We start from the raw sequence: 25,382 nt of genomic DNA, 5'->3' as shown, positions 1-25,382 counted from the left end.
TTGAAGGTTTTAGATTAATATTGACTCCATAAATAAGTAAAGGAAAAAAGCAACCTCGTGTTTAGGTTGCTTTTGACTTTCTATATTAATCACTTGCCTTCAGTTTTTTCTCGAGCCAATGAATATCATAGTCTCCGGAAATTATATCCGTCTGTTTGGCTAATTTTTGATGAAGCGGGATAATTGTATCAATCCCATCAATAACATACTCACGCAAAGCACTTTCAACACGACTAATACACTCAGACCGATCATGACCATAGACAACAAGTTTTGCAACTAGACTGTCATAATGAGGGGGAACGCGATAACCTTGATACATATGACTATCAACGCGAACACCCCAACCACCAGGGGCGTGGTAACGGGTAATTTCCCCCGGAGACGGGATAAATGTCTCAGCATTTTCAGCGTTGATTCGACACTCAATGGCGTGGCCATTAATTTTGATATCCTCTTGAGTCAACCCAAGCTGTTGACCTGCTGCAACTTTAATTTGCTCCTTAACCAGATCAACACCTGTAACAAGTTCAGTAATTGGGTGTTCAACTTGAATACGCGTGTTCATTTCCATAAAGAAAAATTCGCCGTTTTCGTACAAAAACTCAAGTGTACCAACACCCCGATATCCCATTTTAGCAATGGCTTTATTGACGACTTGCCCTAATTTTGCACGGATTTCATCATTCAGAGCAGGTGACGGTGCTTCTTCCCAAATCTTTTGGTGACGACGTTGAATCGAACAGTCACGTTCACCAAGGTTTATAGCATTACCATATTGATCAGCAAGAACTTGGACTTCAATGTGACGAGGTTGGCCAAGATAACGCTCCATATAAACTTCGTCATTGCCAAAGTTTGCTTTTGCCTCGGCACGAGCTAATTTAAATGCCTGAGGAACTTCTTCTGCAGAATGAGCAACTTTCATCCCCTTTCCACCACCACCACTGGTTGCTTTAATAAGGACAGGAAATCCTATTTTTAATGCAGTTTCTACAGCATCATTTTCATCATGAATCCCACCATCTGAACCTGGGACAACTGGAACACCAAGATCAATCATTGTTTTCTTAGCGGTAATTTTATCGCCCATCATTTCGATATGCTCGGGTGTCGGGCCAATAAAAACTTTTCCGTGTTCTTCAACCATACGTGCAAATGTAGCATTCTCTGACAAAAACCCAACGCCAGGGTGGATAGCATCCGCGCCTGTTATGTCTGCAGCACTTAAAATAGCTGCCATATTAAGATAGCTATCTTTCGATGGAGCCGGACCTATGCAAACGCTCTCATCGGCAAGACGAACGTGCATCGAATCAGCATCAGCGATTGAATGAATAGCAACGGTTTTTATGCCCATTTCACGGCATGCTCTTAGAATTCTTAGGGCAATTTCACCGCGATTAGCAATCAGAATTTTATCAAAAAATGGCTTTTGCGTCATTGTATTCTTCTTTTTATTCAATAACTAAGAGTGGTTCGCCAAATTCAACTGGCTGACCGTCTTTCACCATAATCGCCGCAATTTTACCGGCTCGTGGTGACTTAATAGGGTTCATAACCTTCATCGCTTCGATAATAAGCAACGTTTGGCCCTGAGATACAGTATCACCGACTGAAACAAAGGAAGCAGCTCCTGGCTCATTAGCCACATAAACTGTACCAACCATTGGTGATTTTAAGGCATTCTCAGACGATTGTTTTGCAGGGGCAGGCTCGGATTTTGTCTGAACAGGGGCATGCGTTGCTACCTGAGGCGCAAGAGCAACTGTCGTATTCATATTTGTATTACGTGCGACACGAATACGATGCCCTTCGTTTTCATATTCAATTTCAGTTAAATCAGTTTCAACAAGGATGTCTGCAAGGGCGCGAATCGCATCCTTTTCAATGGAAAATTTATCGGTCATTTGTTCTGTGCCTTTAGCGTTGTTATCATATGCTCTAAAGCCAAAATATACCCTTTTTGGCCGAATCCTGCAATAACTGCATTTACAACCAGACTGGTTAAGGATTTTTGACGGAAGCTTTCTCGATTATATATATTAGTTATATGGACTTCTATCTTTTGTTTGTCAAGAAGTTCTAATGCATCATGAAGTGCCACAGAAGTATGACTATACCCACCGGCATTAATAATAAGCCCGTCTGCTTTATGGCGAGCATCTTGAACCCAATCGATAAGCTGGCCTTCACTATTTGACTGCAAACAGATTAATTCAACACTTGATGACGCTGCATAATCAGTTAATGTCTGAACAAGTTGATTGTAACTATTATCCCCATATAGATTACCTCTTTGCCCAAGCAAATTAAGGTTTGGCCCATTAATGACCCATATCTTAGGCATGAGCCATCCTGAGTTTACTCATCAAATCGTCAATTTCTTCATAGGAATTAAAATGAATGGTTAATGTTCCGCCACTTCTATTAATTTTAAGCAGACACCGCAGGCCAAGCATCTGTGTTAACTGTGTCTCTAAACCTTGAGTTTGAATCTCATGGTCACTCGGGTCAACTTGCATTCTCTTCTGCTTAGCAAGCTTTTCTGCCTCTCGGACATTCATTCCGCCTGTTAATATTTCCTCAACCATTTCTTCCATGTTGGGCGCTTTAATGAGGGTTCTAGCATGACCGGCAGATATTTTACCTTCATTAATTAATTCTTTGATATTTTCAGGTAAATTCATCAATCGTAACATATTGGCCACATGACTTCGACTCTTACCAATAGACCGTGCGAGTTCTTCTTGGGTATAATTAAATTCAGACATTAACCGTTGATAAGCTTCGGCTTCTTCGATTGGCGTTAGATCATCACGTTGGATATTTTCAATAATCGCAGTCTCAAGAGCTTCTTTATCGTCAAAGTTCTTAATAACAACCGGTACTGTCGCCAAACCAAGAGTTCGTGCTGCACGCCAACGACGCTCACCCGCTATAATTTCATATACTTGTCGTCCATCAAGCTCTATCGGACGGATCACGAGGGGCTGAATTATCCCCTTTGTTTTGACAGAGTCTATGAGCGATGCTAATTGTTCATCATCAAAACGTCGACGGGGTTGATACTTACCCGGTCGAATGAGATGAATGTCCATATCAAGATTGGAAACTGCATCCTCGCTCTGCTCATAGATAGACTCACCTAATAACGCAGAAAGGCCTCTACCAAGACTTGGTTTATTAGGACGCTTTAATTCTGTAACTGTCATGTTCTCTATCCCTCAATAGTATTTCTTTAGCTAATGACATATAGGCCTGTGACCCGGGTGACTTAAAGTCATAAATCAGAACCGGTTTTCCATGTGACGGTGCTTCTGATACTTTCGTATTCCTCGGTATTACTGTCTCAAAAACTTTATCCTTCAAATATTGTCGCACATCAGTTGCCACCATTTGACAAAGCGAGCTCCTCTTGTCGAACATCGTTAAAACAACACCATACAGATCTAAATTTGGGTTTAAGCTCTTTTTTATTTTTTGGATTGACCCCAGAAGATAACTCAAGCCCTCAAGCGCATAATACTCACATTGAAGGGGAATGAGCACACTATCTGCAGCAACCAACGAATTAAGAGATAACAACCCCATAGAAGGAGGACAATCGATAAGAATATAATCAAACATCGTCGCATATGGTGACAAAATATCTTTAAGCCGCCGCTCGCGGTCTTGCATATCAACAAGCTCTACCTCAGCCCCCAGTAAATCTATCGTCGATGGTATTATTGACAACCCCGGTATTGACGTCTTGATCAATGCTTGAGCCAGAGTATATTCTCCGATAATTAGCCCATAGATACTAATAACTCTATTTTGTTTTGATAATCCCAATCCTGTTGAGGCATTCGCCTGCGGGTCCAAATCAATAATCAAAACCCTCTTTCCTGCTGCCGCTAATGCCGTTGCAAGGTTAATGGTTGTTGTTGTCTTACCAACACCACCTTTTTGATTTGCTATTGCTATTGTATGTGCCATATATGATCATAACTTCCGAATGTTATATACTTTTAGTATAACACCGTCATCACTTGTAATGCTATCAATTTTCTCATAATTAAAATCATATTGTTGGCAAGCAACTTTAATCTCTTCATCGACAATTCGCCCCTTAAGAAAAATACCAGTCACTGTTTTTTCTGTTTCACGTGAAACATGCAATGTTTGTTCAAGCAGAGCGGTAAGATCTGAGCAAGCCCTGGACAGAACTACATCATAATCACACTGACGAATATCTTCTATCCTGCAACTCATTGCACAAACATCCACATCAATAATTCTAGCCAATTCCTTTAGAAAAACAATCTTTCTTTGATTTGAATCACACAACGTAATGTTATCGATCCCGGCAATTGATAAAACCATCCCAGGAAATCCGGCCCCGGTTCCCAAATCAATCATCTTGTGATGAACAGGAAGATGTGGAATTAACTGTAACGAATCAAGAATATGTCTAATATAAAATTGGTCAATTGTCCCGATTTGCACAAGCGATGTATTTCGATTCCACGACTCCAGCAAAATTCGGTACTGCTCAAATTTATCCTCTGTTTCACGTGAAACAAAATCAAAGATACGTTCTGGAATAATACTCATAAAAAAACCATTTTTAATAAAATATTTATATTTAAGTGCAATACTTATATTAGATAATACACTAGGGTACTTGCAATGAAAAATTTTCTTTTGCTGCTTGTGGCGACAATACTATCAATATGTTCATCTTATGCGAATACACTACAGCTCCCATGGGGGGGCTATTGGCCAAATATTGGAACAAAGTCAGAGACAACACCCTCAGAAGAACCCAAAACAATGGCAGCCCAAACAAACCAAGCACAACCAATCCCAAGTACAAGCAATACGGCATTAATACCATATCAACAGCAAAAAGCACTAATTGATAGAGATCCATCATCGAGTATCAGCACAAATGCCCAGATTGTTAGAACACAAATAGCCCCCCCAATACAACAACAGAAACCAAGAGAACAAACACCTACATTATCCCGCACCCAAAACCCCACGCCAACAACCCAAAGCACGCCCGCTACCACAACACCACCACCCGCAGCTCAAGTAAGCACTGGCGGAAGTGCAGCATTATCAGGGATAGGCGCTGCTTTTGCAGCAATAGGGGCCATGGGGGCATCCTCTCAACATAATCAAGCAAGTCACCTCAATCCGCATATGGCGCAAGGAAGAACAGCAACAGAACGATTCAATTGTGTCGGAAAACCACCAGCACAATGCCAACAAGAGTGGAATCAGCTCGTGCAAAGAATTGAAAGCATGTCTGGCGTCAGAGTAATACATAAAAGTTATGGATGCGGACCTAACGCAATGACTACATCAGGTATGGTCCCGACCAGATATCAACCACACCCTTATGGAATACAAACAGGAATGGGCTATCAGCAACCACATTACGGGCAATATCCCACCCCTCCATATGGGCAACCAATGGCAGGATATCCACCTAATCAAAGACAACATTCAAAATTAAATAGTGTCGCCCATGGCTTATCAAGTCTTTTACATAGATAAATATTTACTTAAGAATGAGGCTTAGATAATCTAAGAATGATAACTCATTAAATAAGGATATCAATCTATGACTGTTTTTACTAATCACGCTTTTGATAAGCATCAACTATTATGTTTTGCCAATGACCCTGAAACAGGACTGAATGCTATTATTGCTATTCATAATACCAATAGAGGTCCAGCATTAGGGGGATGCCGCTTCTGGAACTATCAAAACGAACAAGAAGCCATCAATGATGTCCTTAGGCTTTCACGGGGCATGACGTATAAATCTGCACTTGCAAATCTAAAACTAGGCGGCGGAAAAGCAGTTATTATCGGCGACCCAAAAGAAATCAAAACACCGCAATTGATGCAAGCTTTTGGACGCTTTGTTGACAAACTCAACGGACTCTATATAACAGCCGAAGATGTAGGCACAAGCCCTACAGACATGGAGAATATTCACACAGAAACAAACCATGTAGTTGGCTTGGAAAATAATAACGGCGGCAGTGGAGACCCCTCAATTTTCACAGCCTACGGTGTCTATATTGGCATAAAAACATCCCATCAAAAAAGAACAGGAAAAACAAGTTTGTCTGGCGCAAAAGTTGCTCTCCAAGGCTTAGGTCACGTCGGTACATATTTACTAAAACACTTACTCGATAATGGGGCAGAAGTTATTGTAGCCGATATCAATAAAGACCACGTTGATGCTATTACAAAACAATATGGTGTAAAATCAGTTGATGCCAATCAGATTCTCTTTGAAGAATGTGATATTCTATCGCCTTGCGCCCTTGGTGGCGTTATTAATGACCAGACTATTAATAAACTAAACTGTAAAGTTATTGCCGGTGCTGCAAACAACCAACTCTTAGACGTCCGTCACGGAGACCTGTTGAAAGAACGGGGCATTCTGTATGCACCTGATTATCTTATTAATGCTGGCGGCCTAATTAACGTCTCATATGAAGGGGCAAATTACGATGCCCTAGCTGTTGAAACTCACGTTAATGGTATACACGATACATTGATGGAAATATATGACCTAGCAGAGGAAAAAAATATATCGTCCAATAGAGCCAGTGACATGGTTGCAGAATCAAGGTTTATGAATAGTAGCAATGAACAAAACCAGCGAATAACAGCATAGTGGGGCAGGGGTGGCAGAAACAGCAATCAATACATTTGCAACACTATTAGTAATTATTAATCCATTTGCTGTTACCAGTATGTTTATTGATAGCACACAGGATCTTGATAATTCTATAAAACGTAGCATTGTTAACAAAGCTGTACTCATCTCAGCCACCCTCCTGACCATCTTTGCCTTCCTTGGCGATTATATCCTAGACAGCTTAGGAATATCAGAAGCAGCCTTTAGAATTGCTGGCGGAATAATTCTTGGCATAGCAGGCCTAGATATGGTCATGGCTAAACCCAATGCAATCCAAACACCAACAGAAGAAGAACATCCAAATAGCCAAAACATCATGGATATCGCTGTGTTTCCTTTATCTATTCCCTTAATGGCAGGCCCCGGTAGCTTAACAACAGTCGTCCTGATGATGCGAGAAGCTCAAGAAATTAATGCGCATCAACAATTGTATGTACTCGGCAGTATGTACACGGCTCTCTTGGTTACATGGTTCATTATGCAATCATCAAACCAGGTCCTTAAACTATTTAAACGATCAGGCATCAATGTATTAACACGCGTCTTTGGTATCATTCTATGCGGTTTAGCCGTTCAAAGTATCTTAGATGGCATTTTAAAGCTTAATTAAGAGGTAATGACTATGGCTCAGAGGATACAAACCATTGACACAGTGAATCAACCCTTATGGGCTCCACACGACAAAGAAACTCATTTACATAATGTCATGAGCCAACTTTCCATGGAAACATATCCGGAAATGTATGATTACTCCATTAGTAACTTAGATCAGTTCTGGTTAACGTGTTGGGACTATTGCCAAATCATTGGCAATAAAGGGGAAAAACCTTACGTGCAAAAACCTGAGGATATCAAAGAAGCAGTCTTTTTCCCAACAGCAACATTAAATTATGCTGAAAACTTAATAGAAAAAGCACCTGATCTGGCGATAATTTCTTGGAATGAAGAACAAATAATCAGACAGATCAGCAAAAAAGAACTTAAATCAAGCGTTGCCAAAATAGCTGCTTTCTTAAAAAATAACGGCGTTAAGAAAGGCGATCGTGTTGCAGGCTATTTGCCTAACATACCAGAATCAATAATGTTTATGCTGGCAACAGCGAGTATCGGAGGCATTTGGTCTTCTTGTTCTCCTGACTTTGGCACACAAGGAGTCATTGATCGCTTTGGTCAAATTGAACCAACAATCCTCATTACAACTGATGGTTACTTTTATGGGGGAAAAAAATTTTCCAATCTGGAAAAACTAACTATTATTAAACAGCACATCCCGTCAATTCATCAAATTATTGTGGTTGATTTTGTTGAACTCGGTGAACACCATAATCACATAACATTCCAAGAAATTTTGGCTCAGCCAGAGAGCGAAATTATTTATGAGCCTCTGGCCTTTAATCACCCTTTATTTATCATGTATTCATCGGGAACAACAGGGGTTCCAAAATGTATTATCCATGGTGCTGGTGGCACATTAATCCAACATCTCAAAGAACATCAATTTCACTGCAACATCAAACCCAATGACCGATTATTTTATTTCACAACATGTGGTTGGATGATGTGGAATTGGCTCGCATCTGGCCTAGCCAGCGGTGCAACGTTAATGTTGTATGATGGTAACCCCGCATATCCAAACCAAGATAGCTTACTATCACAAATTGATTATCTTAACGTCACACATTTTGGAACGTCGGCAAAATTTATTGATAGCCTTATGAAAACTGGATGCCAACCAAACAAGAAGTACACGTTCACGTCACTAAAGATGATCATGTCCACAGGCTCACCTTTAGTCCCCGAAGCATTTGATTATGTATATCAATCAATTAAATCAGACCTATGCTTAGCGTCGATATCCGGCGGAACTGATATACTCTCTTGCTTTGCTTTGGGCAACCCCATCCTTCCCGTCTGGCGTGGAGAATTGCAGAGTAGGGGACTGGGTATGAAAGTTCAAGTCTTTGATGACGAAGGGAACTCTATTGTACAAGAGAAAGGTGAGCTCGTTTGCACGGCACCGTTCCCATCTCGTCCTTTGGGTTTTTGGAATGATCCGGACGGACAAAAATATTATAGTGCTTATTTTAGTACCTATAAAAATATCTGGCACCACGGGGATTTTGTTGAAATAACAGATCATGATGGTCTAATCATCTATGGACGCTCTGATACAGTTTTAAACCCCGGCGGTGTCCGAATTGGTACAGCTGAAATCTATCGCCAAGTCGAACAAATACCCGAGGTTATAGAAAGCATTGTCATCGGACAAGATTGGCAAAGTGATGTCCGGGTAATTCTTTTTGTAAAACTCAGAGATAAAATCAAATTAGATGACAAGTTAGTCATGCAGATTAAGCAGCAAATTAGAAATAATACGACACCACGACACGTCCCTGCAAAAATAATTCAAGTAACAGACATCCCGAGGACAAAAAATGGTAAAATCGTTGAAATTGCTGTTCGTAAGACAATACACAATGAAACAATCAAAAACCTTGAATCCTTAGCCAATCCAGAAGCACTATCTCAGTATAAAGATATCCCTGAACTGCAAACATAAAAAGAGCCCAAATCAGGGCTCTTTTTTATGAATGAATCGATTTATTTAGAGCAACTGGCATACCCCAAAAAACATTTATGGAGTGCCGCAACAAAAATTGCAGCCGCAGCTTGCGCAACAGCAAAAACCCATAATTGTTGCATTGCCCATCCACCTTCAATAAAGGCAGATCCCAAAGATCGCGCCACATTAACAGAAGTATTGCTGACAGGAACACTGACTAAGTGTATTGCAACAAGAACAAGGCCAACAACTAACCCAGATAATCCGGCAGGAAAATCCTGATTCATTGTGGCTGAAACAGCCAGCAAAAGCACGGATGTCATCAGGAACTCAACCAACATAACCGCGTGCATAGAGTATCCGGCCGGTGAATGTTCAGCAAACCCATTCGAGGCAAAGCCCGTAGCAAGAGAGAATTCTGCTTTACCGGTTGCCACCATATAAACCACATAAGCACCGGCAATACCACCAGCCAACTGGACGATAATGTAGAATAGGGCATCCACCAGTTTTGTGTGACCCGTAAAAAACATCATTAATGTAACGGCTGGATTAATATGGCAACCAGATTTCCCGCCAATCATATAAATTAATAACATTAATGTTAAGCCAAAAGCCAAACCGATACCCAAAGCACCAATAGATGATCCTGCTAAAACGGCGCTTCCTACCCCCATCATAACAAGAATTCCTGTCCCTAAAAATTCCGCAAAATAGCGAGACATAGTATTACAATTTTGCATTTCATAACCTCATTAAATAAAGAAACACAGTTTCAGTTTGATTTATATCAAAATAAATATCCAGTTGATTAATCAATCTTAATTTACTGAGGCTAACGGAAATATCAGTTGAAACTCCGTATAATGCCCCAGCTCAGAAGAACATCTTATATCGCCCTGTAAATGGCTCATAACCATTTTACAGAATGCAAGGCCAATTCCTGTTCCATATTTTGTTTGACTGTACAACCTTTCAAAGATATGGGGTAAATGATCTGAGGAAATTCCTAAGCCAGTGTCTCTAAACCGAACAATGCCTTTATTATTTTCAATACCCCAAGAAATAACAATAGATCCCTTACGCGCTGATTTTATAGAGAAAATACTATTTTTTATCAGATTATAGAAGACATGGCGAATTAATATTTCATCCCCCATAAATTTAAAATCCACTGAGGGTAATAAATGGATTTTATTAAGATCACCCCCCATAAAAGGATAGTTATTTAAAGCATCATCAATACAACAATTCATTGAACAAATTGTGTTATTATTTTCTTTTAAATCTTCTTTCAGATTCATTAAAAGGATATCAATAAAAAGACCTGCGTTTCGTCCAGTCCGCTCTAAATCAAATGGTGCCTGTTTTAAAAACGTTAACTGGGATTCTGTCAATTTCCGATCATTATTTTTAAAATACGAATCGATTAACTGGGGGAGATATTTTTTGAGTCCATGGGATGTAATAGACATCGCCATTAATGGACTTCGCATTTCATGCGCCACTGTTCCCGCTAAAAGTTTAAGGGTATTTAATCGGTCATGCCCAATCTTCTCCTTTTTACGGGCAAAGATGCACCCAAGAAGAATCATTGAGATATAGACGTAAATAAAATTAGGTGGGATTTCTTCTAGAAAAAAAATATCAGGGTGTAAAACATTAAACAAAAAAACGCCAATAAGTGCCCCCAGACTGTAAATAATTAACAGTAAAATATAGTCTACAAGCAGAAATAACAAAAATAAACTCAATGATAAATTCAGGAGCCAATCCAAGGATGATTGATTAACCAGTAACGTATAGACGCCAAATATCGGCAAGCAATACAACAGCATAAAAATCCAATATAAATTCAAATATTTTTTTAAAAAAGCAGGCCAATAGGATACAAGAACAAGAGGGATGCAGATCAGCGTTGCAATGGCTCGCGCAACAATGCTTTCTTCAGTTCCCATCAACTGCAAAACAAGATGCCCCAACGGAAAATTAATCAAACCAAAGAGACCAAAAGTTTTATATTGAGCCCCACCAAAAAGCTCAATCCGTCGATCTATAAAACAAAGAAGCTTATTAAACATCACAGCGTTCTTTTTATAAGTAGAAACGAATATTGGTCATTTTTCACTTCATCAATCAAACCAGAAACCACCGATAAACCTGCTACAGTTAATAAGTCCACAATTTCTAAAAAGTCGGGCTTATAAGAGTACATCAGTATAAATTGGTCACCTTGTTGAATATGAATATATTGCTTGTCTAATTCAAATTGCTGATCGCTTAAGGCAACAAAAGAAAGTTCAACGCGATTTTTTAGGGTATTCCAATTATATTGATGTTGAAATTGCTCAGGATCAAATCCCTTAGGATTTAATTCTTTCTGGAGATAAAAAAAGGCATTAAATAAAAGTTGCTGCCCTAAGTCTGTATTATACGCTTTTTCAATTTTTTCCTGATCCCGCGTCATATCCAGCCCAATCAACAAATAGTCATCGGGACGCATAATTGCGGCAATGTTTTTTAAAATAATCTCTGAAATTTCAGGCGCATTATTGGCAAAAATAGACTGCCCAAAACAAACAATAAGTTTAGCCCCTAAAATATCTCCCAAAGGCAATAATCCAGATTCACCTGAAAAATCAGAACAATAACTTTGTGTTGAAATAGAGGGGATTGTTTTCTTGATAAGAGCACAAGCCTGATCTGCATATAATTTTAAGGTATCTATAGCCCAATAAGCAGGATAAACACCAATCTTAATAAATTCTTTTAGCAAGGGAACAGTCTTATAGTTAATGGGACACTCAGATCCCGGCCCTAACTCTAAAACACAACCAACTTTTCCAAGATGGGTGATAATATTCTTGGCGTACTTGCTAATCAAAAAGCTTTCGATATGAAATGGATAATAACTTTCTTGACTTAAAATTGATTCATAAATATCAGGCCGGTACTCGTAAACATATTTCCCGAGATGGCCTTGCTTTTCTCGCCTAAAAAGATCAACAAAATCTTGAACCCTAAGCATTTATTGATTGAATACCTTCATATAATCGCCATTATTTTCTTTAGAAAAAACAAAAATAGATACCCTGTATAGCTAGCCAAACTGACTCCCTCGACAAACAACAGTATAACAACGTCAGAGAGTCAATATAAGCAACAATATTCTAAGGTTGGATGGATCATAGCATTTTTATAAAATTATGCAAGTTTAGAATTAATAAGGGCAATTGTTTCATTAATCCCATATAATTCAATGAATGATCCCATGCGTGGCCCCTCGGATTGCCCCAAAAGAACTTCGTACAAGCATAAGAACCAAGCACGGAGCTCAGAAAAAGCATGACGCTTACCAACCTCATAAACTGCCGTTTGAATCTCTTCGGCTGAAGATTTTTTATTCATTGCCCCAAGCAAAACCAAAAGATCTTGCAAAGCAGAACGCTCTAAGTCTGTTGGCGCACGATAAACCTTATCTGGCAAGACACGGTCATGATAATAAGCAATCGCGTGCTTAATAAGTTTATCCAGCAATGGAAGGGTTTCTGGCGTTGCGTTTGGTTGATAACGCGAAACAAATCCCCAGAGAATAGACGGATCTTCGGCGTTACAAACACTTGCTAAATTCAACAGAATGGAAAAACTTAAACCGCTTTCAGCTTTGGGTGGATTACCCTGATGGATATGCCATACCGGGTTGTCTAGCTGTTGTAATGCGTCTTGAGTCTCAAATTTTGCCAAATGGGTTAGGTAATCATCCATGTGCTTTGGAATGACATCAAAATAGAGACGTTTTGCCTTACGTGGCGCTTGGAACATGTAATAAGCCAAACTAACATCGGGCGCGTATTTCAGCCATTCATCGATTGTTAAACCATTTCCTTTTGACTTGGAGATTTTTTGCCCCAATTCGTCCAAGAATAATTCATAGGTAAAGTTCTCAGGGGGTCGACCACCAATAATGCGACAAATCTGAGTTGATAATTTGACCGAATCAATAAGATCCTTACCAGACATCTCATAGTCCACATCAAAGGCTCTCCAACGCATTCCCCAGTCAGCTTTCCATTGCAACTTACAATGCCCCCCCGTAATCGGGATTTCAATCATCTTTCCTAAATCATCTTGGTAGGTTATTGTTGCAGCCCCTAAATCACGACTGATAATTGGAACCTGCAGAACAGCACCTGTCTTCCGGCAAATCGGCAAGAAGGGGCTATAACTCTGACGACGCTCTTCTCGTAAAGATGGCAGCATCACAGCCATGACTTCATCATAATGGGCTAAGACAAGTTTTAAATACGCATCAAAGCGGCCACTTTTATACCAATCCGAAGAACTTTGAAATTCATACTCAAACCCAAAAGAATCCAAGAATCGACGTAACATTGCATTATTGTGGTGGCCAAAACTTTCATATTGTTCAAAGGGATCCGGAACCTGAGTTAATGGCTTATTTAAGTGTTGACGAAGCATATCTTGGTTTGGAACGTTATCTGGCACTTTACGCAAACCATCCATATCATCAGAAAAACAGAACAACCGTGTTGGAATATCACTCAGTATTTGGAATGCCTTGCGAACCATTGTTGTTCGCATCACTTCCCCAAAGGTTCCAATGTGGGGTAACCCAGAAGGACCATACCCTGTTTCAAAAAGAACATACCCTTTTTCTGGCGTTTTATGACCTATGCGTTCAAGAATTCGTTTAGCCTCTTCAAAAGGCCATGATTTCGCTTGATCAGCAACTGATCTGAGTTCTTCTTGAATTTTTTCAGCCATATTCTGCATCGTTTAACATCCATTATTACAATATAAGTATTTACTCCGTAACGTACTGCTTTTACTTAAAAAAAGCAACCTATTTGCCCGTATAATTTGACAAATAAAACAAGATCAGGATATAACCAATTGATAAGCAGTGGGATATAAGGAAAGATTAGTGTCTGAGTTAATAAGGGCTGACGTGCCCATTTTGTCAGAAAAAATAGTTGAGCGCCGTCAATTCTTAAAAGGTATGGCTTCTTTAGGGCTTCTTGTCACCGCAGCTCCGGCTTTGACTGTATCCGGCTGGGCATCTGGTGTGCCAACACTTGAGAAGAAACTTAGTTTTTATAATACGCATACAGGCGAGTCTTTAAAAAATTGTTTATTTTGGGCAGATGGAGAGCTTAATACTCAAGCCATGGCTGAACTCAAATATCATTTCCGCGATCATCGCACCAATCAAGAGCATGATCTTGATCCAGATCTAATGCACCTGATTCATGCCATTCAAAATAAAATTGATTCAATACAACCCATCCATTTAATTTCAGGATATCGTTCGCCAAAGACAAATGCTCAACTTCGATCTGCGAATTGTGGAGTTGCTAAAAACAGCCAACATTTATGCGGTAAAGCAGCTGACATCATGATCCCGGGGCGTACCATGAAACAAATTCAACAAGCCGCTAAATCCCTGAAAGCAGGAGGCGTTGGTCGATATTCACGGTTTGTGCATGTAGACACCGGACATGTTCGTTACTGGGGACCTGCCTAAGGTCAATAGCCATTGACATTTCTGAGCAATACCGTAAGATGTTCAACAATAACTATCTATGGAGGAAAAAACAGATGACCTTAAAAGGTTCAAAAACTGAACAAAATCTAAAAGATGCGTTTTCTGGTGAATCCCAAGCCAACCGTCGCTATTTATATTTTGCGCAAAAAGCAGACATCGAAGGATATAATGATATCTCTGCTGTATTCCGTTCAACAGCCGAAGGTGAAACAGGACATGCACATGGACACCTTGAATTCCTAGAAGAAGCCGGAGATCCTGCAACAGGATTACCAATTGGCTCAACCAAGGATAATTTGATCGCAGCTATCGCTGGCGAAACCCATGAATATACAGACATGTACCCTGGCATGGCAAAAGTTGCTCGTGACGAAGGTTTTGACGAAATTGCTGAATGGTTTGAAACACTAGCAAAAGCCGAAAAATCCCACGCAGGACGCTTTCAACGAGCTCTTGAAACCTTAAAAGAAGCTGCTTAATAATCCCTCTCCCCTTGTGGGAGAGGTCGCTCAAAGAGCGGTTGAGGGGTATATCACATCACATAGCAACCGCCCAAAAGAATGCCGATCAATAGCACCAAACTTTAGAAAAAAATCAATGCGCGAAGGTAGCCTTGACGCCCCAATCCGTCACAAAATAGATTGGAAAAATCCAGACTTTACTAATCCTGAAAAACTTGATGAAGAAATGCGTCGTGTCTTTGACATTTGTCATGGGTGTCGGCGGTGTTTTAATTTGTGTGACTCATTCCCCAAACTTTTTGATTTAATTGATGAGTCAAAAACAGGTGAACTTGATTCTGTCTCAAGCGATAGTTTTCCCGATGTAGTGGACCAGTGCACCTTATGTGATATGTGTTATTTAACTAAATGTCCTTATGTACCGCCCCATGAATTCAATCTTGATTTTCCGCATTTGATGTTGCGCTATCGCTATGCAAATCAAAAGAATTTTATTCAAAACCAACTAAGCGAAATGGATCGGAACGGAAAGTTAGGGACAACACTCGCCCCGGCTGTTAATTGGTTGACCAAGACGGACAACACAATCAGCCGATCTTTAATAGAAAAAACTGTAAGTATTGATCGGCGAGCCAGTGTCCCAAAATTTTCAAAATCAACGTTGATCTCACAAGCAAAAGCAGGTGAACCTGTTAATAATTCAGCCCCTAGCTTTGGCGAAAGAGTTGTCATTTATGCAACATGTTTTGGGAATTATCATCAACCGGATCTAGGCTTGGCAACACGTTATATCCTAGCAAAAAATGGTGTCGATGTTCAGGTTGCTTATCCAGGATGTTGTGGTATGCCCAAACTTGAACAGGGGAACATCCCTGCCGTGGTTCGCCAAGCAGAAACTATTGCAACCGAACTTTGTCAGTGGGTTGATAAAGGCTATACCGTTATGGCATTAGTGCCATCATGTGCGTTAATGCTGAAGCAAGAATGGCCCTTACTGACAACTCATCCTGATGTGGAAAAGTTAGCAAAACATACTGTCGATATCGCGGAATATATTGTCAGATTAGCAAAAACTAAAGGACTTGCTGACGGGATTCAAGCTTTAGGGGATAAGGTTACAGCCCATATATCCTGTCACTCTCGTGCCCAAAATATGGGACACAAAGCGGTTGAAATGCTTAAACTCATCCCGGACTTAGAGGTTGCAGTCATTGAGCGATGCTCTGGCCATGGTGGTAGCTGGGGGATGATGGTTGATAACTTTGATGTGGCTTTAAAAGTCGGGAAACCCGTTGCTAAAACAGCGCTATCCCACAATAGCAGCCAAGTTCTTTCAGAATGCCCCTTAGCCGGAGAGCATATTTTGCAAGGAATTGAGCGACTATCGCCAGAACACCAGCTAACGACGACACACCCTGTTTTTGTGTTAGCCAAAGCTTACGGATGGAAAAAATGATTACTAAAGACAATATCTTAGATCTTGAAACATTTACTAAGCAACGCCCTGAACGGCGACAAGATATTTTGAACCTGAAAAAAAATCGTCGGCTTGCTTTGGGGCCTGATGTGACGTGCTATTTCGAAAATCGCGACACACTACTGTGGCAAATTCAAGAGATGCTCTATATTGAAAAAGGGGGAGAAGAGCAGATTGATGATGAGCTTGCCGCCTATGCGCCTTTAGAGCCCAAGGGAGATGAATGGGTTGCTACAGTTATGATTGAAATACCAGACCCTGCTGTACGAACCTTAAAACTATCAAAGCTTGGACATTTTGAATTTAATCTTGTCTTAAAATTTGCAGGACATGAAGTTGTTGGAAAACCTGAAGACGATTTAGAGCGAACCACAGCAGATGGAAAAACGTCATCTGTTCATTTCATTCGTTGGCAATTTACACCCAACCAAAAAGAGCTGCTCCACCAAAGGAATCAAGACGTGATTTTAGAGTCTCGTCATCCTGAATATCTGCATAAAACAATTTTATCTGACCCTATTCGTCAGTCTTTGTGCAGCGATTTCTCTTAAGGATAGTGCTGGAGCATATCTACCGAAACAGGAGAGGGAAGGATTTTATTGAGTTTATTTGTTGCTTGCTGACTGGCGTGAACGACTAATCCTTGGGCAATGGACAGTGATAACATGACCAAGATAAAGAATAATCGGGTCCGAACAAATTCACTCATGCTTAATCCTCCTCTATTGTTGACATATTCAGGATCAACCAGATTCAGTTAAATTTGTCTTAATCACACCATTAGTATAATTTTAGTAAAATTTATCTTTTTTTATTTTCCTCATGGTAATTTATGTCTATAGTGACAATGGTTATAGTCATTCAATTTGCGTTTGGAAGTCTGTCCCTGTATCGTTCATGCGATAATTTGCACGTCGTCCCTTATTTACTTCTCCCAAAATCAACTTGAACACCTATACATAGGTATAAAACTTTACTACAAGGATAAAATCTGATGTTTAAAAATATCATTGCCATGCTAGGCTTGACATTGATTCAATCCCTGGCAACAGAGCATATTTCTGTAGAGATTAGCGGACAAGATAAATCTATCAGTCACGCGGGTTATTTCGTTATTACAGCTGACAATCAAGTCATTCTTGGTCATACTACAGCCTCGATGAATACAAAGACGGAAGACCATCAGCCAAATTTAAAACCAGAATTTTCACCACCCTCAGGAAAACTCGAGGAAAAAGACCGTCGCAACACAAATGAGTTAACGCTTGTTGCCGGTGCAACACGCGAATTATCAGAAGAATTTGGTATAATGGCTGCCAATATGATTACAAACGGTACATCAACACACATTGCTCGAGTATTTTTTAACGGCTATTATTTGCAGGTTGTTAAGCTTCAAGAAACAGCAGAAACAGCTGTCAAAAGAGTGAATACAAGCCTTCACGAACTGCATATGACACAATTGCATCAAAAGAATGACAAAAATTCACGGAAATTTGACTCCGTTCAAGCATTTCCTCTTGAGGCGTTTACAAATCGTGACCTTGTTGATTTTGGCCACCATCCCCTTAATCCGGACCAAAATCTTGTTAAGGATTATGAAGCAGTTGTAAAAGTAGCTGTTGCTCAATATATAGAGTCGCGAAAAAAACCTGAATAATTATATTTCAAATATAAAGCCAATTCTTATCTCGAATTGGCTTTAGCGTCTAGTTTTATAGTTCTAGCGATCGTAGGAATGGACTTTTTTAGATTTTGGCGGATGAGACACATCATCATTTTCATGACTCGCTTTTCTCTCAATAGCCGATCCTGCTTTTTTAAGGTCGCGTCCAAATCCTTCGGCAGTTTCACAACCACTTAAAATAATTCCGAGTGCTGGAATAAGGAAAAACATCTTTTTCATCATAATCTCCGTTCAGTAGTTTTCTATTAGAGTTATTCAAATTGAGCTTGGAAACAGAAACAAAGAGCAATGCCTACCATAAGTAGGTGAGCGACATGGTGACGAACTTCCAAGCTCAAATGGAATGGCTATAGTTATAGTGTAGGTCTCATTTATCTTTATAACAAAGTTGAAAATATTTCGTTAATTTTCTCATTAAAAAACGGCCTTTAACGGCCGTCTTTTGAGTCAAATATGATTATCCTTCTCGACGTAAAAATGCCGGGATCTCGAGAATATCGTTATCGTCCTCCTGAGTTTGCTGAGCTGTCGAAATAATCGAAGGCGCAGGTCGTTGTGGCTCTTCCTCTGATTGGGATTTACTACGCGATACACCTGTAAAACGCTCAAACAATGAAATCGATTTCTTTTTCTCAGTATTCTGAGGCTCAACACTAATTGCTGGCTTTGTCGATACTGCCGGTTCAGGCGTTGGTGCCGACTGTATCGAATCAACCTTATCCCGTGTTTGACCAAGATCAGCAACAATATCATTCAACAAATCAACAGTTGATGACTCTTGTAAAGCAGGTTTTGCATCAGCATTCTCTACTGATATGTCTTCAGAACCCCCTGACTCATTAATAGCAGCACTTGGTTCTTGAACAACCGGCTCGGCAGAACTGACTTCTTCAGTGGCATGCTCATCTTGTTGTTCATCGGTTTTTGGGGGTGTAAAGTTTGAAACACCAAAACCAAAATCACGATGAGCAAAACTTGATCCGCCAAAAGATGGCGCTGTGGATTGTTGCGTTTCAACTTTTGGTGTTGTTGCTGTTAAGCCTGCATGCGCCGGTTTAAAATCGCCAATACCCGTTGCAACAACAGAAACGCGCATCGTACCATTAAGTTTTTCATCAAAGGTGGAACCAAAGATAATATTAGCATCAGGATCAACTTCATCGCGGATACGGTTCGCTGCTTCATCAACTTCATACAAGGTCATATCAAAACCACCGGTGATGTTAATCAAGACACCACGAGCACCCTTCATCGAAACGTCATCCAAGAGTGGGTTGGAAATCGCAGCCTCAGAGGCGTCAAGCGCACGGCGTTCGCCTTGGGCTTCGCCCGTACCCATCATCGCTTTACCCATTTCCGCCATAACAGCACGAATATCAGCAAAGTCAAGGTTGATCAAACCAGGCATAATCATCAAATCAGTAACACCGCGAACGCCAGAATACAAAACGTCATCGGCCATCTTAAAAGCATCAGCAAATGTTGTGCGTTCATTAGCAATACGGAATAAATTCTGGTTTGGGATGATAATGAGAGTGTCAACATATTGTTGAAGTTCATCAATCCCGCGTTCGGCTGTACGGGTACGATGAGATCCTTCGAAATGGAATGGCTTAGTTACAACACCAACGGTTAGAATACCCAGTTCACGTGCTGCACGAGCAATGACCGGGGCAGCCCCCGTTCCGGTTCCACCACCCATACCGGCAGTAATAAAGACCATGTTACTTCCGTTGATGAGTTTTGTAATATCATCATGGGACTCTTCGGCTGCCGAACGACCAACATCTGGTTTCGATCCAGCACCCAAACCTTGAGTTACCCCTAACCCAAGCTGGATACGGTTTTCTGCATTCACCAAGGACTGAGCCAAAGCCTGAGCGTCCGTGTTTGCTACAACAAACTCAACCCCTTCAAGCTTTGCTCGAACCATATTATTAACTGCGTTGCCGCCTGCTCCTCCAACACCGACAACTGTGATGCGTGGTCTTAATTCCGTATCCATCGCCATAGAAACCCTCTCCGAATTGCTTTTAGATCATTTAAGTATATCATCGCCTAAAGAAATTTCAATTTCCACAGTTTTATGAAAATCCTTGATAAGTTAAACAAATTTGGCACCTTATCTTAGAAAGAAATAACATAAATCAATTTTTGAGATTAAGCGAATGTTTCTGTTAAAAATGCTGTTATGTATTTCGTTGTCCGGTCGTCCAGATAAGTATTAAAAACTGTCCCAAAGTCAGGATCATCCGCTTCTGGGGTCGTAAAAGCATGATATCCAAGGCCATAGGTGATCATTTGCCAATCAACATCGGCGTTTTGCAATTCGTCTTGCAAATTCAACACATCTTCACGACTAATCATGGGATCTTTTTGACCATGAAGTGTCAAAACCTTAGCTGAATAAGTATTAGGAAGTTTATAATCGGGCTTGCTATACAAACCATGGACACTGATCCCCGCACATAAGCCCAGATTGTTACGTACAGTATCTAAAACACATAATCCGCCAAAGCAATAGCCAATCGCAGCAATTTTTGAGGCATCCACAGCAGGATCGTTTTTGACATGACTCATGATTGCTTGAATTCTGCCTTTCAATAAAGTGCGATCCGTGATAAAGGGCATCATTAAAGCCGAACATTCTTCGCGCGATTCGCCTGTTTTTCCCTCACCATAAAGATCCACGGCGATAGCAATATAACCCATACAAGAAAGCCAATGGGCTTTGTGTTCGGCAAAGTGATCACGTCCCGACCAAGGGGAGAAAATAAGAACAGCAGGACGCTTTTTACCATTTTCCTGAGGCCAACTATAAAATAAGTCAAGACGTTGGTTGTTATGGGTAATTGAACGAATTTCTTGTTTGGTTTTCATGGGGCACCTCCGCTACTATGGTTGCACAAAGATTGTTTTGTTGAAAGTATTTTTGGGGATAGCTTTTTGCCCTATAGTTTCGTATAACTATAACAATACATGTATATTTTTTGTTAAGGATGTTGAGGAATGAGTGGTTCAGTAAATAAAGTAATTTTGGTTGGTCGCTTGGGAAAGGACCCGGAGGTTCGTAACAGCCCCGATGGATCAAAAATTGTAACATTTACCATGGCCACTGGTGAAACATGGAAAGATAAAAATACAGGTGAACGCAAAGAGAAAACAGAATGGCACCGTGTTGTTATTTTTAATGATCGCCTAGGTGATGTCGCAGAGCGTTTCTTGAAAAAAGGATCTTCTGTTTATATCGAAGGTAGCCTTCAAACTCGTAAATGGACAGATCAACAAGGGCAAGAAAAGTACACAACCGAAGTTGTCTTACAACGCTATCGCGGCGAAATGACACTCATGGGTGGGGCAAGTGGAAGCAATAATTCTGACAGTGGTTACGAATTTGATTCCTCTCCGTTGGGGGCTTCATCAAACAATGATCCATTTAGTTTGCCGCCGGCCGGTGGATCTAAAGGGTTTGATGATTTAAATGACGATATTCCATTCTAATTAAGTGCTCAGTTCTTTAATTTCTGCTGATCTTTTTTATTCTAAAGTGAGGGTAACTCATGACTAACGCTGTCCTTTCAACCGACATTAAGCCTGTTGCAATTGAAGATGAAATGAAGCGCTCGTATCTCGATTACGCCATGAGCGTTATCGTATCGCGTGCACTCCCAGATGTCCGAGATGGCCTTAAGCCCGTTCATCGTCGTATTCTGTACGCCATGAAAGAAGCCAACAACGAATACAATCGTCCGTACCGTAAATCAGCGCGTACCGTTGGTGATGTGATGGGTAAATACCATCCCCACGGTAACATGGCAATTTACGATGCAATGGTTCGTATGGCCCAAGACTTTAGCCTTAGAGTTCCGCTCATTGATGGTCAAGGTAACTTTGGTTCCATGGACGGAGACCCCGCAGCGGCAGAACGTTATACGGAAGCACGTCTGAGCCGACCAGCTCATGAACTCTTGGAAGACATTGACCGAGACACTGTTGATTTTCAACCAAACTACGATGACTCGACTGTTGAGCCAAAAGTTTTGCCAGCGAAGTTCCCCAACATTTTGGTGAATGGGGGTAACGGTATTGCTGTTGGTATGGCAACAAACATTCCGCCACACAATTTAGGCGAAGTTATTGATGCCTGCTGTGCGTTGATTGAAAACCCCGAACTTGAAGTCGAAGATCTGTTGCAGATTATTCCGGGTCCTGACTTTCCAACAGGCGGTATTATCGTTGGCCGGACAGGAATCTATGAGGCATTTCGCACAGGACGTGGGTCTATTGTTATGCGCGGAAAAACCCACACAGAAACAGTTCGCGGTGAAAAAGAAGCCATCATCATTGATGAAATTCCATATCAAGTCAACAAAGCCCGTCTTGTGGAAAGAATCGCTGAGATCGTCAAAGAAAAAATTATTGAAGGAATTTCTGACCTACGAGACGAATCAGACCGTGACGGGGTCCGTGTTGTGATTGAACTTAAGCGAGATGCGGTTGCAGACGTGGTCTTAAACCAATTGTATCGCTTTACGCAGTTGCAGACGTCTTTTGGGGTCAACATGCTGGCCTTGAATCATGGTCGCCCCGAACAAATGTCAATCAAACAAATTCTGACAGCCTTTTTAGCTTTCCGCGAAGAAGTTATTTTGCGTCGCACCCGTTTTGAATTGGCTAAAGCTCGTGAAAAAGCTCACTTATTTGTTGGACTTGCCATTGCTGTTGCGAACATTGACCCAATTATTGAATTAATTCGCAAAGCCCCTGATCGTGTGGTTGCCAAAGAACAATTGATGGCGCGGGATTGGCCAGCAGAATCTGTAGCACCACTTTTAGCGATCGTCGATGAAAATGGCTCGTTTGTTGAAGGTCAGACAACCTATCGCCTAACCGATGCCCAAGCTCAAGCTATTTTAGATCTACGCCTCCATCGTTTAACAGGCCTAGAACGTGAAAAGATTGCCAATGATTTGAATGAACTCGCGATGCAAATCAAAGACCTTTTGGATATCCTTGGGGATCGCAATCGTGTTTTGACCATTATGCGTGAAGAAATGGTTGCCGTACGCGACCAATTTAAATCCCCACGCCGAACCAGCATTGAAGAAGGCGATTCTTCTGTTGAGATGGAAGACCTGATTCAACGAGAAGAAATGGTTGTTACAGTCAGCATGGAAGGATACATCAAGCGCGTACCGTTGTGCACTTACCGCGCCCAACGCCGTGGTGGTAAAGGTCGATCTGGCATGACCACAAAAGAAGAAGATATCGTCCAAGATTTGTTCGTTGCCAACACTCATTGTCCGGTGATGTTCTTTACCAACAAGGGAATCGTCTATAACCTTAAGGTCTATCGTTTGCCATTGGGTAGTCCGACCTCTAAGGGACGCCCGATGATTAATATGTTGCCTCTCAGCGATGGCGAGAAAGTATCCACCGTATTGGTATTGCCTGAAGAGGGATCAGACTGGGAAAACACCCATATCATGTTTGCAACATCGCGTGGTCATGTCCGCCGAAACAAACTCTCTGACTTTATGAATATTCGTTCCAACGGTAAAATTGCCATGAAGCTAGATGAAGGTGAAGACCTAATTGCTGTGAAAACATGTACCGAAGCAGATGACGTTATGTTATCAACAGCTCTTGGTAAGTGTATTCGCTTTAACGTTGATGAAGTTCGTGTATTTGCCGGACGCGATTCAACAGGTGTTCGAGGTGTTAAACTTGCCGATAAAGATAGCGTGATTTCTATGACAATTTTGGGTCAAGGAAAGCTATCTCCGGATGAGCGCGATCTATATTTGCGTCAAGCCTCAAAGCTACGTCAAGTCGACGATGAAACCCCTGAGGAAGAAAATACTGTTGAAGGAAGTTTATCTCAAGAACGTTTCGATGAACTTGCAGCGGGCGAGCAATTCATTCTAACTATTACAGAAAACGGTTATGGTAAGCGATCTTCAGCCTATGAATACCGAACCACAGGTCGTGGTGGCGTTGGGGTTGACAGCATTATCGTCAATGCTCGTAATGGTGGAGTTGTTGCCTCTTTCCCTGTGGAAGAGAAAGACCAAATCATGTTGGTGACCGATGCCGGTAAATTGATTCGTTGCCCAATTCATGATGTACGAATTGCCGGACGTCGAACCCAAGGTGTGACAATCTTCCGTATCGCAGATGATGAACGGGTTGTCTCTGTCAGCCACATCCCGGGCGATAAAATCAACGATGATGAGGATGACTCCCTAGAGGATACAGTAGAAACTGTTGAGAATCCAGTTGTTGAAACTGCTGAGGAAAACACCCCAGAGGATGCATAAAAGAAGGCCTTCTTTAACGAAGGCCTATTTCCTAACGTGCGAGCTTTATTTTAATACCAAAAGATTGGTCTTTGACCATAATAAATAAAATAACTATCTGACTAACTAATGTCAGCGGATAATAAAGTGTAATTGATGTCACGACAACTTCGAAGATGCCATTCATAAATGTACCAATTAACGCCCACCAAATTGAAAATTTTATGACCGATAAAGTTGGGGCTTGTACGTTAAATTTTGTCCATTTTGTTACATGCTTGGATGTTATCGCTTTGAAAACTAAAATTGCAGAAACCATCAAACAAAAAGTCATACATCGACTTATGTCCAGAAATGTTTTTGTGCAGTGAATAGCTGATGCCTCATTAGGAGAAATATCAATATTAAACATGTTATTCATAGCTTCATAGTGAGAAGGTTGATTCATTTGTTTGAGGCAAAATATCATTAAGGGGAGAGCAAGGAGTTGTATTTTAATGACTATAATTGAACAAAAGAAATACAGAGATTTGACTTTGTTAAAAGCGTTACGTAATTTTTCAAACATAAAATAATCCATTTTACATGATAAAAACAATTTTTTATCAATATGTTAT

The 25,382-nt window shown here is 40.7% G+C and carries 26 protein-coding genes; 11 read left to right on the top strand and 15 right to left on the bottom strand.

What is annotated here, in order from left to right; translation table 11 throughout:
* Positions 1-85: 85 nt before the first annotated feature.
* Genes accC through rsmG form a run of 6 tightly spaced genes read right to left on the bottom strand, consistent with a single transcriptional unit; the run spans position 86 to position 4,599 of the window.
* Entirely contained in the window at positions 86-1,444 is a 1,359-nt protein-coding gene (accC, locus tag KF820_05115; protein ID MBX3457722.1) for an acetyl-CoA carboxylase biotin carboxylase subunit, read from the bottom strand.
* 13 nt (positions 1,445-1,457) lie between these two features.
* Positions 1,458-1,910: an acetyl-CoA carboxylase biotin carboxyl carrier protein gene (gene accB, locus KF820_05110; protein MBX3457721.1), complete on the bottom strand. Its 453-nt coding sequence runs from the start codon at positions 1,908-1,910 to the stop codon at positions 1,458-1,460.
* Positions 1,907-2,350, bottom strand: coding sequence for a 3-dehydroquinate dehydratase (locus KF820_05105; GenBank protein MBX3457720.1), 444 nt, complete (start codon positions 2,348-2,350; stop codon positions 1,907-1,909). The genes accB and KF820_05105 overlap by 4 nt, the downstream gene beginning before the upstream one ends.
* Positions 2,343-3,215 carry a ParB/RepB/Spo0J family partition protein gene (locus tag KF820_05100; GenBank protein MBX3457719.1) on the bottom strand — a complete coding sequence of 291 codons (873 nt, stop codon included), beginning with the start codon at positions 3,213-3,215 and terminating at the stop codon, positions 2,343-2,345. The genes KF820_05105 and KF820_05100 overlap by 8 nt, the downstream gene beginning before the upstream one ends.
* Positions 3,187-3,981, bottom strand: a complete 795-nt coding sequence (locus KF820_05095) for a ParA family protein (GenBank protein ID MBX3457718.1) — start codon at positions 3,979-3,981, stop codon at positions 3,187-3,189. The genes KF820_05100 and KF820_05095 overlap by 29 nt, the downstream gene beginning before the upstream one ends.
* 6 nt (positions 3,982-3,987) lie before the next feature.
* Entirely contained in the window at positions 3,988-4,599 is a 612-nt protein-coding gene (rsmG, locus tag KF820_05090; protein MBX3457717.1) for a 16S rRNA (guanine(527)-N(7))-methyltransferase RsmG, read from the bottom strand.
* Positions 4,600-4,674: 75 nt separating this feature from the next.
* Between rsmG and KF820_05085 the strand changes: the two genes are divergently transcribed.
* The 4 genes from KF820_05085 (at position 4,675) to KF820_05070 (ending at position 9,272) form a co-directional block, all read left to right on the top strand.
* On the top strand, positions 4,675-5,550 hold the full coding sequence (locus tag KF820_05085; GenBank protein ID MBX3457716.1) for a hypothetical protein: 876 nt from the start codon (positions 4,675-4,677) through the stop codon (positions 5,548-5,550).
* 67 nt (positions 5,551-5,617) lie between these two features.
* Positions 5,618-6,688 (top strand): Glu/Leu/Phe/Val dehydrogenase, encoded by a 1,071-nt coding sequence (locus KF820_05080; protein ID MBX3457715.1) that lies wholly within the window; start codon positions 5,618-5,620, stop codon positions 6,686-6,688.
* A gap of 10 nt (positions 6,689-6,698) precedes the next feature.
* On the top strand, positions 6,699-7,322 hold the full coding sequence (locus KF820_05075; GenBank protein MBX3457714.1) for a MarC family protein: 624 nt from the start codon (positions 6,699-6,701) through the stop codon (positions 7,320-7,322).
* 12 nt (positions 7,323-7,334) lie between these two features.
* Positions 7,335-9,272, top strand: a complete 1,938-nt coding sequence (locus KF820_05070) for an acetoacetate--CoA ligase (protein ID MBX3457713.1) — start codon at positions 7,335-7,337, stop codon at positions 9,270-9,272.
* 41 nt (positions 9,273-9,313) lie between these two features.
* On the opposite strand, the gene KF820_05065 is transcribed toward KF820_05070, so the two are convergent.
* The 4 genes from KF820_05065 to KF820_05050 form a co-directional block, all read right to left on the bottom strand.
* The gene (locus KF820_05065) at positions 9,314-10,018 is read right to left on the bottom strand and encodes an aquaporin (protein MBX3457712.1); all 705 of its coding nucleotides are present in this window, start codon (positions 10,016-10,018) and stop codon (positions 9,314-9,316) included.
* A 78-nt stretch (positions 10,019-10,096) separates the two neighbouring features.
* The gene (locus KF820_05060) at positions 10,097-11,356 is read right to left on the bottom strand and encodes a HAMP domain-containing histidine kinase (protein MBX3457711.1); all 1,260 of its coding nucleotides are present in this window, start codon (positions 11,354-11,356) and stop codon (positions 10,097-10,099) included.
* Complete coding sequence (locus KF820_05055; protein ID MBX3457710.1) at positions 11,356-12,303, bottom strand: L-histidine N(alpha)-methyltransferase; 948 nt, start codon at positions 12,301-12,303, stop codon at positions 11,356-11,358. The genes KF820_05060 and KF820_05055 overlap by 1 nt, the downstream gene beginning before the upstream one ends.
* A gap of 176 nt (positions 12,304-12,479) precedes the next feature.
* Positions 12,480-14,069, bottom strand: a complete 1,590-nt coding sequence (locus tag KF820_05050; GenBank protein ID MBX3457709.1) for a lysine--tRNA ligase — start codon at positions 14,067-14,069, stop codon at positions 12,480-12,482.
* Between the two features lie 151 nt (positions 14,070-14,220).
* Between KF820_05050 and KF820_05045 the strand changes: the two genes are divergently transcribed.
* The 4 genes from KF820_05045 to KF820_05030 all read left to right on the top strand — a co-directional run bounded on the left by KF820_05045 (position 14,221) and on the right by KF820_05030 (position 17,330).
* Complete coding sequence (locus tag KF820_05045) at positions 14,221-14,820, top strand: DUF882 domain-containing protein (GenBank protein ID MBX3457708.1); 600 nt, start codon at positions 14,221-14,223, stop codon at positions 14,818-14,820.
* 38 nt (positions 14,821-14,858) lie between these two features.
* On the top strand, positions 14,859-15,320 hold the full coding sequence (locus tag KF820_05040) for a rubrerythrin family protein (protein MBX3457707.1): 462 nt from the start codon (positions 14,859-14,861) through the stop codon (positions 15,318-15,320).
* Positions 15,321-15,438: 118 nt separating this feature from the next.
* A complete protein-coding gene (locus KF820_05035; protein MBX3457706.1) occupies positions 15,439-16,758 on the top strand; it encodes a hypothetical protein in 1,320 nt (439 codons plus the stop codon).
* Positions 16,755-17,330, top strand: a complete 576-nt coding sequence (locus KF820_05030; protein MBX3457705.1) for a DUF3501 family protein — start codon at positions 16,755-16,757, stop codon at positions 17,328-17,330. Before KF820_05035 ends, KF820_05030 begins: the two co-directional genes overlap by 4 nt.
* Here KF820_05030 and KF820_05025 read toward each other — a convergent pair.
* Positions 17,327-17,488 (bottom strand): hypothetical protein, encoded by a 162-nt coding sequence (locus KF820_05025; GenBank protein ID MBX3457704.1) that lies wholly within the window; start codon positions 17,486-17,488, stop codon positions 17,327-17,329. The two genes, KF820_05030 and KF820_05025, sit on opposite strands and share 4 nt — an antisense overlap.
* Positions 17,489-17,773: 285 nt before the next feature.
* Here KF820_05025 and KF820_05020 point away from each other — a divergent pair, with 285 nt between their 5' ends.
* Positions 17,774-18,439 (top strand): NUDIX domain-containing protein, encoded by a 666-nt coding sequence (locus tag KF820_05020; protein ID MBX3457703.1) that lies wholly within the window; start codon positions 17,774-17,776, stop codon positions 18,437-18,439.
* A 63-nt stretch (positions 18,440-18,502) separates the two neighbouring features.
* Here the strand turns inward: KF820_05020 and KF820_05015 are convergent, their stop codons facing one another.
* From KF820_05015 to KF820_05005, 3 genes are all read right to left on the bottom strand, one after another.
* The gene (locus KF820_05015; protein MBX3457702.1) at positions 18,503-18,688 is read right to left on the bottom strand and encodes an entericidin A/B family lipoprotein; all 186 of its coding nucleotides are present in this window, start codon (positions 18,686-18,688) and stop codon (positions 18,503-18,505) included.
* A 235-nt stretch (positions 18,689-18,923) separates the two neighbouring features.
* Positions 18,924-20,477, bottom strand: coding sequence for a cell division protein FtsZ (ftsZ, locus tag KF820_05010; GenBank protein ID MBX3457701.1), 1,554 nt, complete (start codon positions 20,475-20,477; stop codon positions 18,924-18,926).
* 149 nt (positions 20,478-20,626) lie between these two features.
* A complete protein-coding gene (locus tag KF820_05005) occupies positions 20,627-21,346 on the bottom strand; it encodes a dienelactone hydrolase family protein (protein ID MBX3457700.1) in 720 nt (239 codons plus the stop codon).
* Positions 21,347-21,475: 129 nt separating this feature from the next.
* Between KF820_05005 and ssb the strand changes: the two genes are divergently transcribed.
* Together ssb and gyrA are read left to right on the top strand one after the other, a co-directional pair.
* The gene (ssb, locus tag KF820_05000; protein MBX3457699.1) at positions 21,476-21,967 is read left to right on the top strand and encodes a single-stranded DNA-binding protein; all 492 of its coding nucleotides are present in this window, start codon (positions 21,476-21,478) and stop codon (positions 21,965-21,967) included.
* A gap of 59 nt (positions 21,968-22,026) precedes the next feature.
* Complete coding sequence (gyrA, locus tag KF820_04995) at positions 22,027-24,786, top strand: DNA gyrase subunit A (protein MBX3457698.1); 2,760 nt, start codon at positions 22,027-22,029, stop codon at positions 24,784-24,786.
* A 31-nt stretch (positions 24,787-24,817) separates the two neighbouring features.
* On the opposite strand, the gene KF820_04990 is transcribed toward gyrA, so the two are convergent.
* A complete protein-coding gene (locus KF820_04990) occupies positions 24,818-25,333 on the bottom strand; it encodes a hypothetical protein (protein ID MBX3457697.1) in 516 nt (171 codons plus the stop codon).
* Between the last annotated feature and the right edge of the window lie 49 nt (positions 25,334-25,382).

The organism is Candidatus Paracaedibacteraceae bacterium, assembly GCA_019636055.1.
GTDB lineage: Bacteria > Pseudomonadota > Alphaproteobacteria > Paracaedibacterales > Paracaedibacteraceae > Paracaedibacter.
The sequence above is the reverse complement of the archived record's forward strand: the minus strand, read 5'-3'. Positions and strand labels throughout refer to the sequence as shown.

What these genes read in the sequence shown, in the direction of transcription:
- KF820_05020 (MBX3457703.1), top strand. Translation starts at nt 17,774, where the DNA reads ATGTTTAAAAATATCATTGCCATGCTAGGCTTGACATTGATTCAATCC.
- KF820_05070 (MBX3457713.1), top strand. Translation starts at nt 7,335, where the DNA reads ATGGCTCAGAGGATACAAACCATTGACACAGTGAATCAACCCTTATGG.
- KF820_05030 (MBX3457705.1), top strand. Translation starts at nt 16,755, where the DNA reads ATGATTACTAAAGACAATATCTTAGATCTTGAAACATTTACTAAGCAA.
- rsmG (MBX3457717.1), bottom strand. Translation starts at nt 4,599, where the DNA reads ATGAGTATTATTCCAGAACGTATCTTTGATTTTGTTTCACGTGAAACA.
- KF820_05050 (MBX3457709.1), bottom strand. Translation starts at nt 14,069, where the DNA reads ATGCAGAATATGGCTGAAAAAATTCAAGAAGAACTCAGATCAGTTGCT.
- KF820_05040 (MBX3457707.1), top strand. Translation starts at nt 14,859, where the DNA reads ATGTTCAACAATAACTATCTATGGAGGAAAAAACAGATGACCTTAAAA.
- KF820_05100 (MBX3457719.1), bottom strand. Translation starts at nt 3,215, where the DNA reads ATGACAGTTACAGAATTAAAGCGTCCTAATAAACCAAGTCTTGGTAGA.
- KF820_05025 (MBX3457704.1), bottom strand. Translation starts at nt 17,488, where the DNA reads ATGAGTGAATTTGTTCGGACCCGATTATTCTTTATCTTGGTCATGTTA.
- KF820_05055 (MBX3457710.1), bottom strand. Translation starts at nt 12,303, where the DNA reads ATGCTTAGGGTTCAAGATTTTGTTGATCTTTTTAGGCGAGAAAAGCAA.
- KF820_05015 (MBX3457702.1), bottom strand. Translation starts at nt 18,688, where the DNA reads ATGATGAAAAAGATGTTTTTCCTTATTCCAGCACTCGGAATTATTTTA.
- KF820_04990 (MBX3457697.1), bottom strand. Translation starts at nt 25,333, where the DNA reads ATGTTTGAAAAATTACGTAACGCTTTTAACAAAGTCAAATCTCTGTAT.
- KF820_05095 (MBX3457718.1), bottom strand. Translation starts at nt 3,981, where the DNA reads ATGGCACATACAATAGCAATAGCAAATCAAAAAGGTGGTGTTGGTAAG.
- KF820_05080 (MBX3457715.1), top strand. Translation starts at nt 5,618, where the DNA reads ATGACTGTTTTTACTAATCACGCTTTTGATAAGCATCAACTATTATGT.
- gyrA (MBX3457698.1), top strand. Translation starts at nt 22,027, where the DNA reads ATGACTAACGCTGTCCTTTCAACCGACATTAAGCCTGTTGCAATTGAA.
- ftsZ (MBX3457701.1), bottom strand. Translation starts at nt 20,477, where the DNA reads ATGGCGATGGATACGGAATTAAGACCACGCATCACAGTTGTCGGTGTT.
- accC (MBX3457722.1), bottom strand. Translation starts at nt 1,444, where the DNA reads ATGACGCAAAAGCCATTTTTTGATAAAATTCTGATTGCTAATCGCGGT.
- accB (MBX3457721.1), bottom strand. Translation starts at nt 1,910, where the DNA reads ATGACCGATAAATTTTCCATTGAAAAGGATGCGATTCGCGCCCTTGCA.
- KF820_05005 (MBX3457700.1), bottom strand. Translation starts at nt 21,346, where the DNA reads ATGAAAACCAAACAAGAAATTCGTTCAATTACCCATAACAACCAACGT.
- KF820_05085 (MBX3457716.1), top strand. Translation starts at nt 4,675, where the DNA reads ATGAAAAATTTTCTTTTGCTGCTTGTGGCGACAATACTATCAATATGT.
- KF820_05035 (MBX3457706.1), top strand. Translation starts at nt 15,439, where the DNA reads ATGCGCGAAGGTAGCCTTGACGCCCCAATCCGTCACAAAATAGATTGG.
- KF820_05060 (MBX3457711.1), bottom strand. Translation starts at nt 11,356, where the DNA reads ATGTTTAATAAGCTTCTTTGTTTTATAGATCGACGGATTGAGCTTTTT.
- KF820_05065 (MBX3457712.1), bottom strand. Translation starts at nt 10,018, where the DNA reads ATGCAAAATTGTAATACTATGTCTCGCTATTTTGCGGAATTTTTAGGG.
- ssb (MBX3457699.1), top strand. Translation starts at nt 21,476, where the DNA reads ATGAGTGGTTCAGTAAATAAAGTAATTTTGGTTGGTCGCTTGGGAAAG.
- KF820_05105 (MBX3457720.1), bottom strand. Translation starts at nt 2,350, where the DNA reads ATGCCTAAGATATGGGTCATTAATGGGCCAAACCTTAATTTGCTTGGG.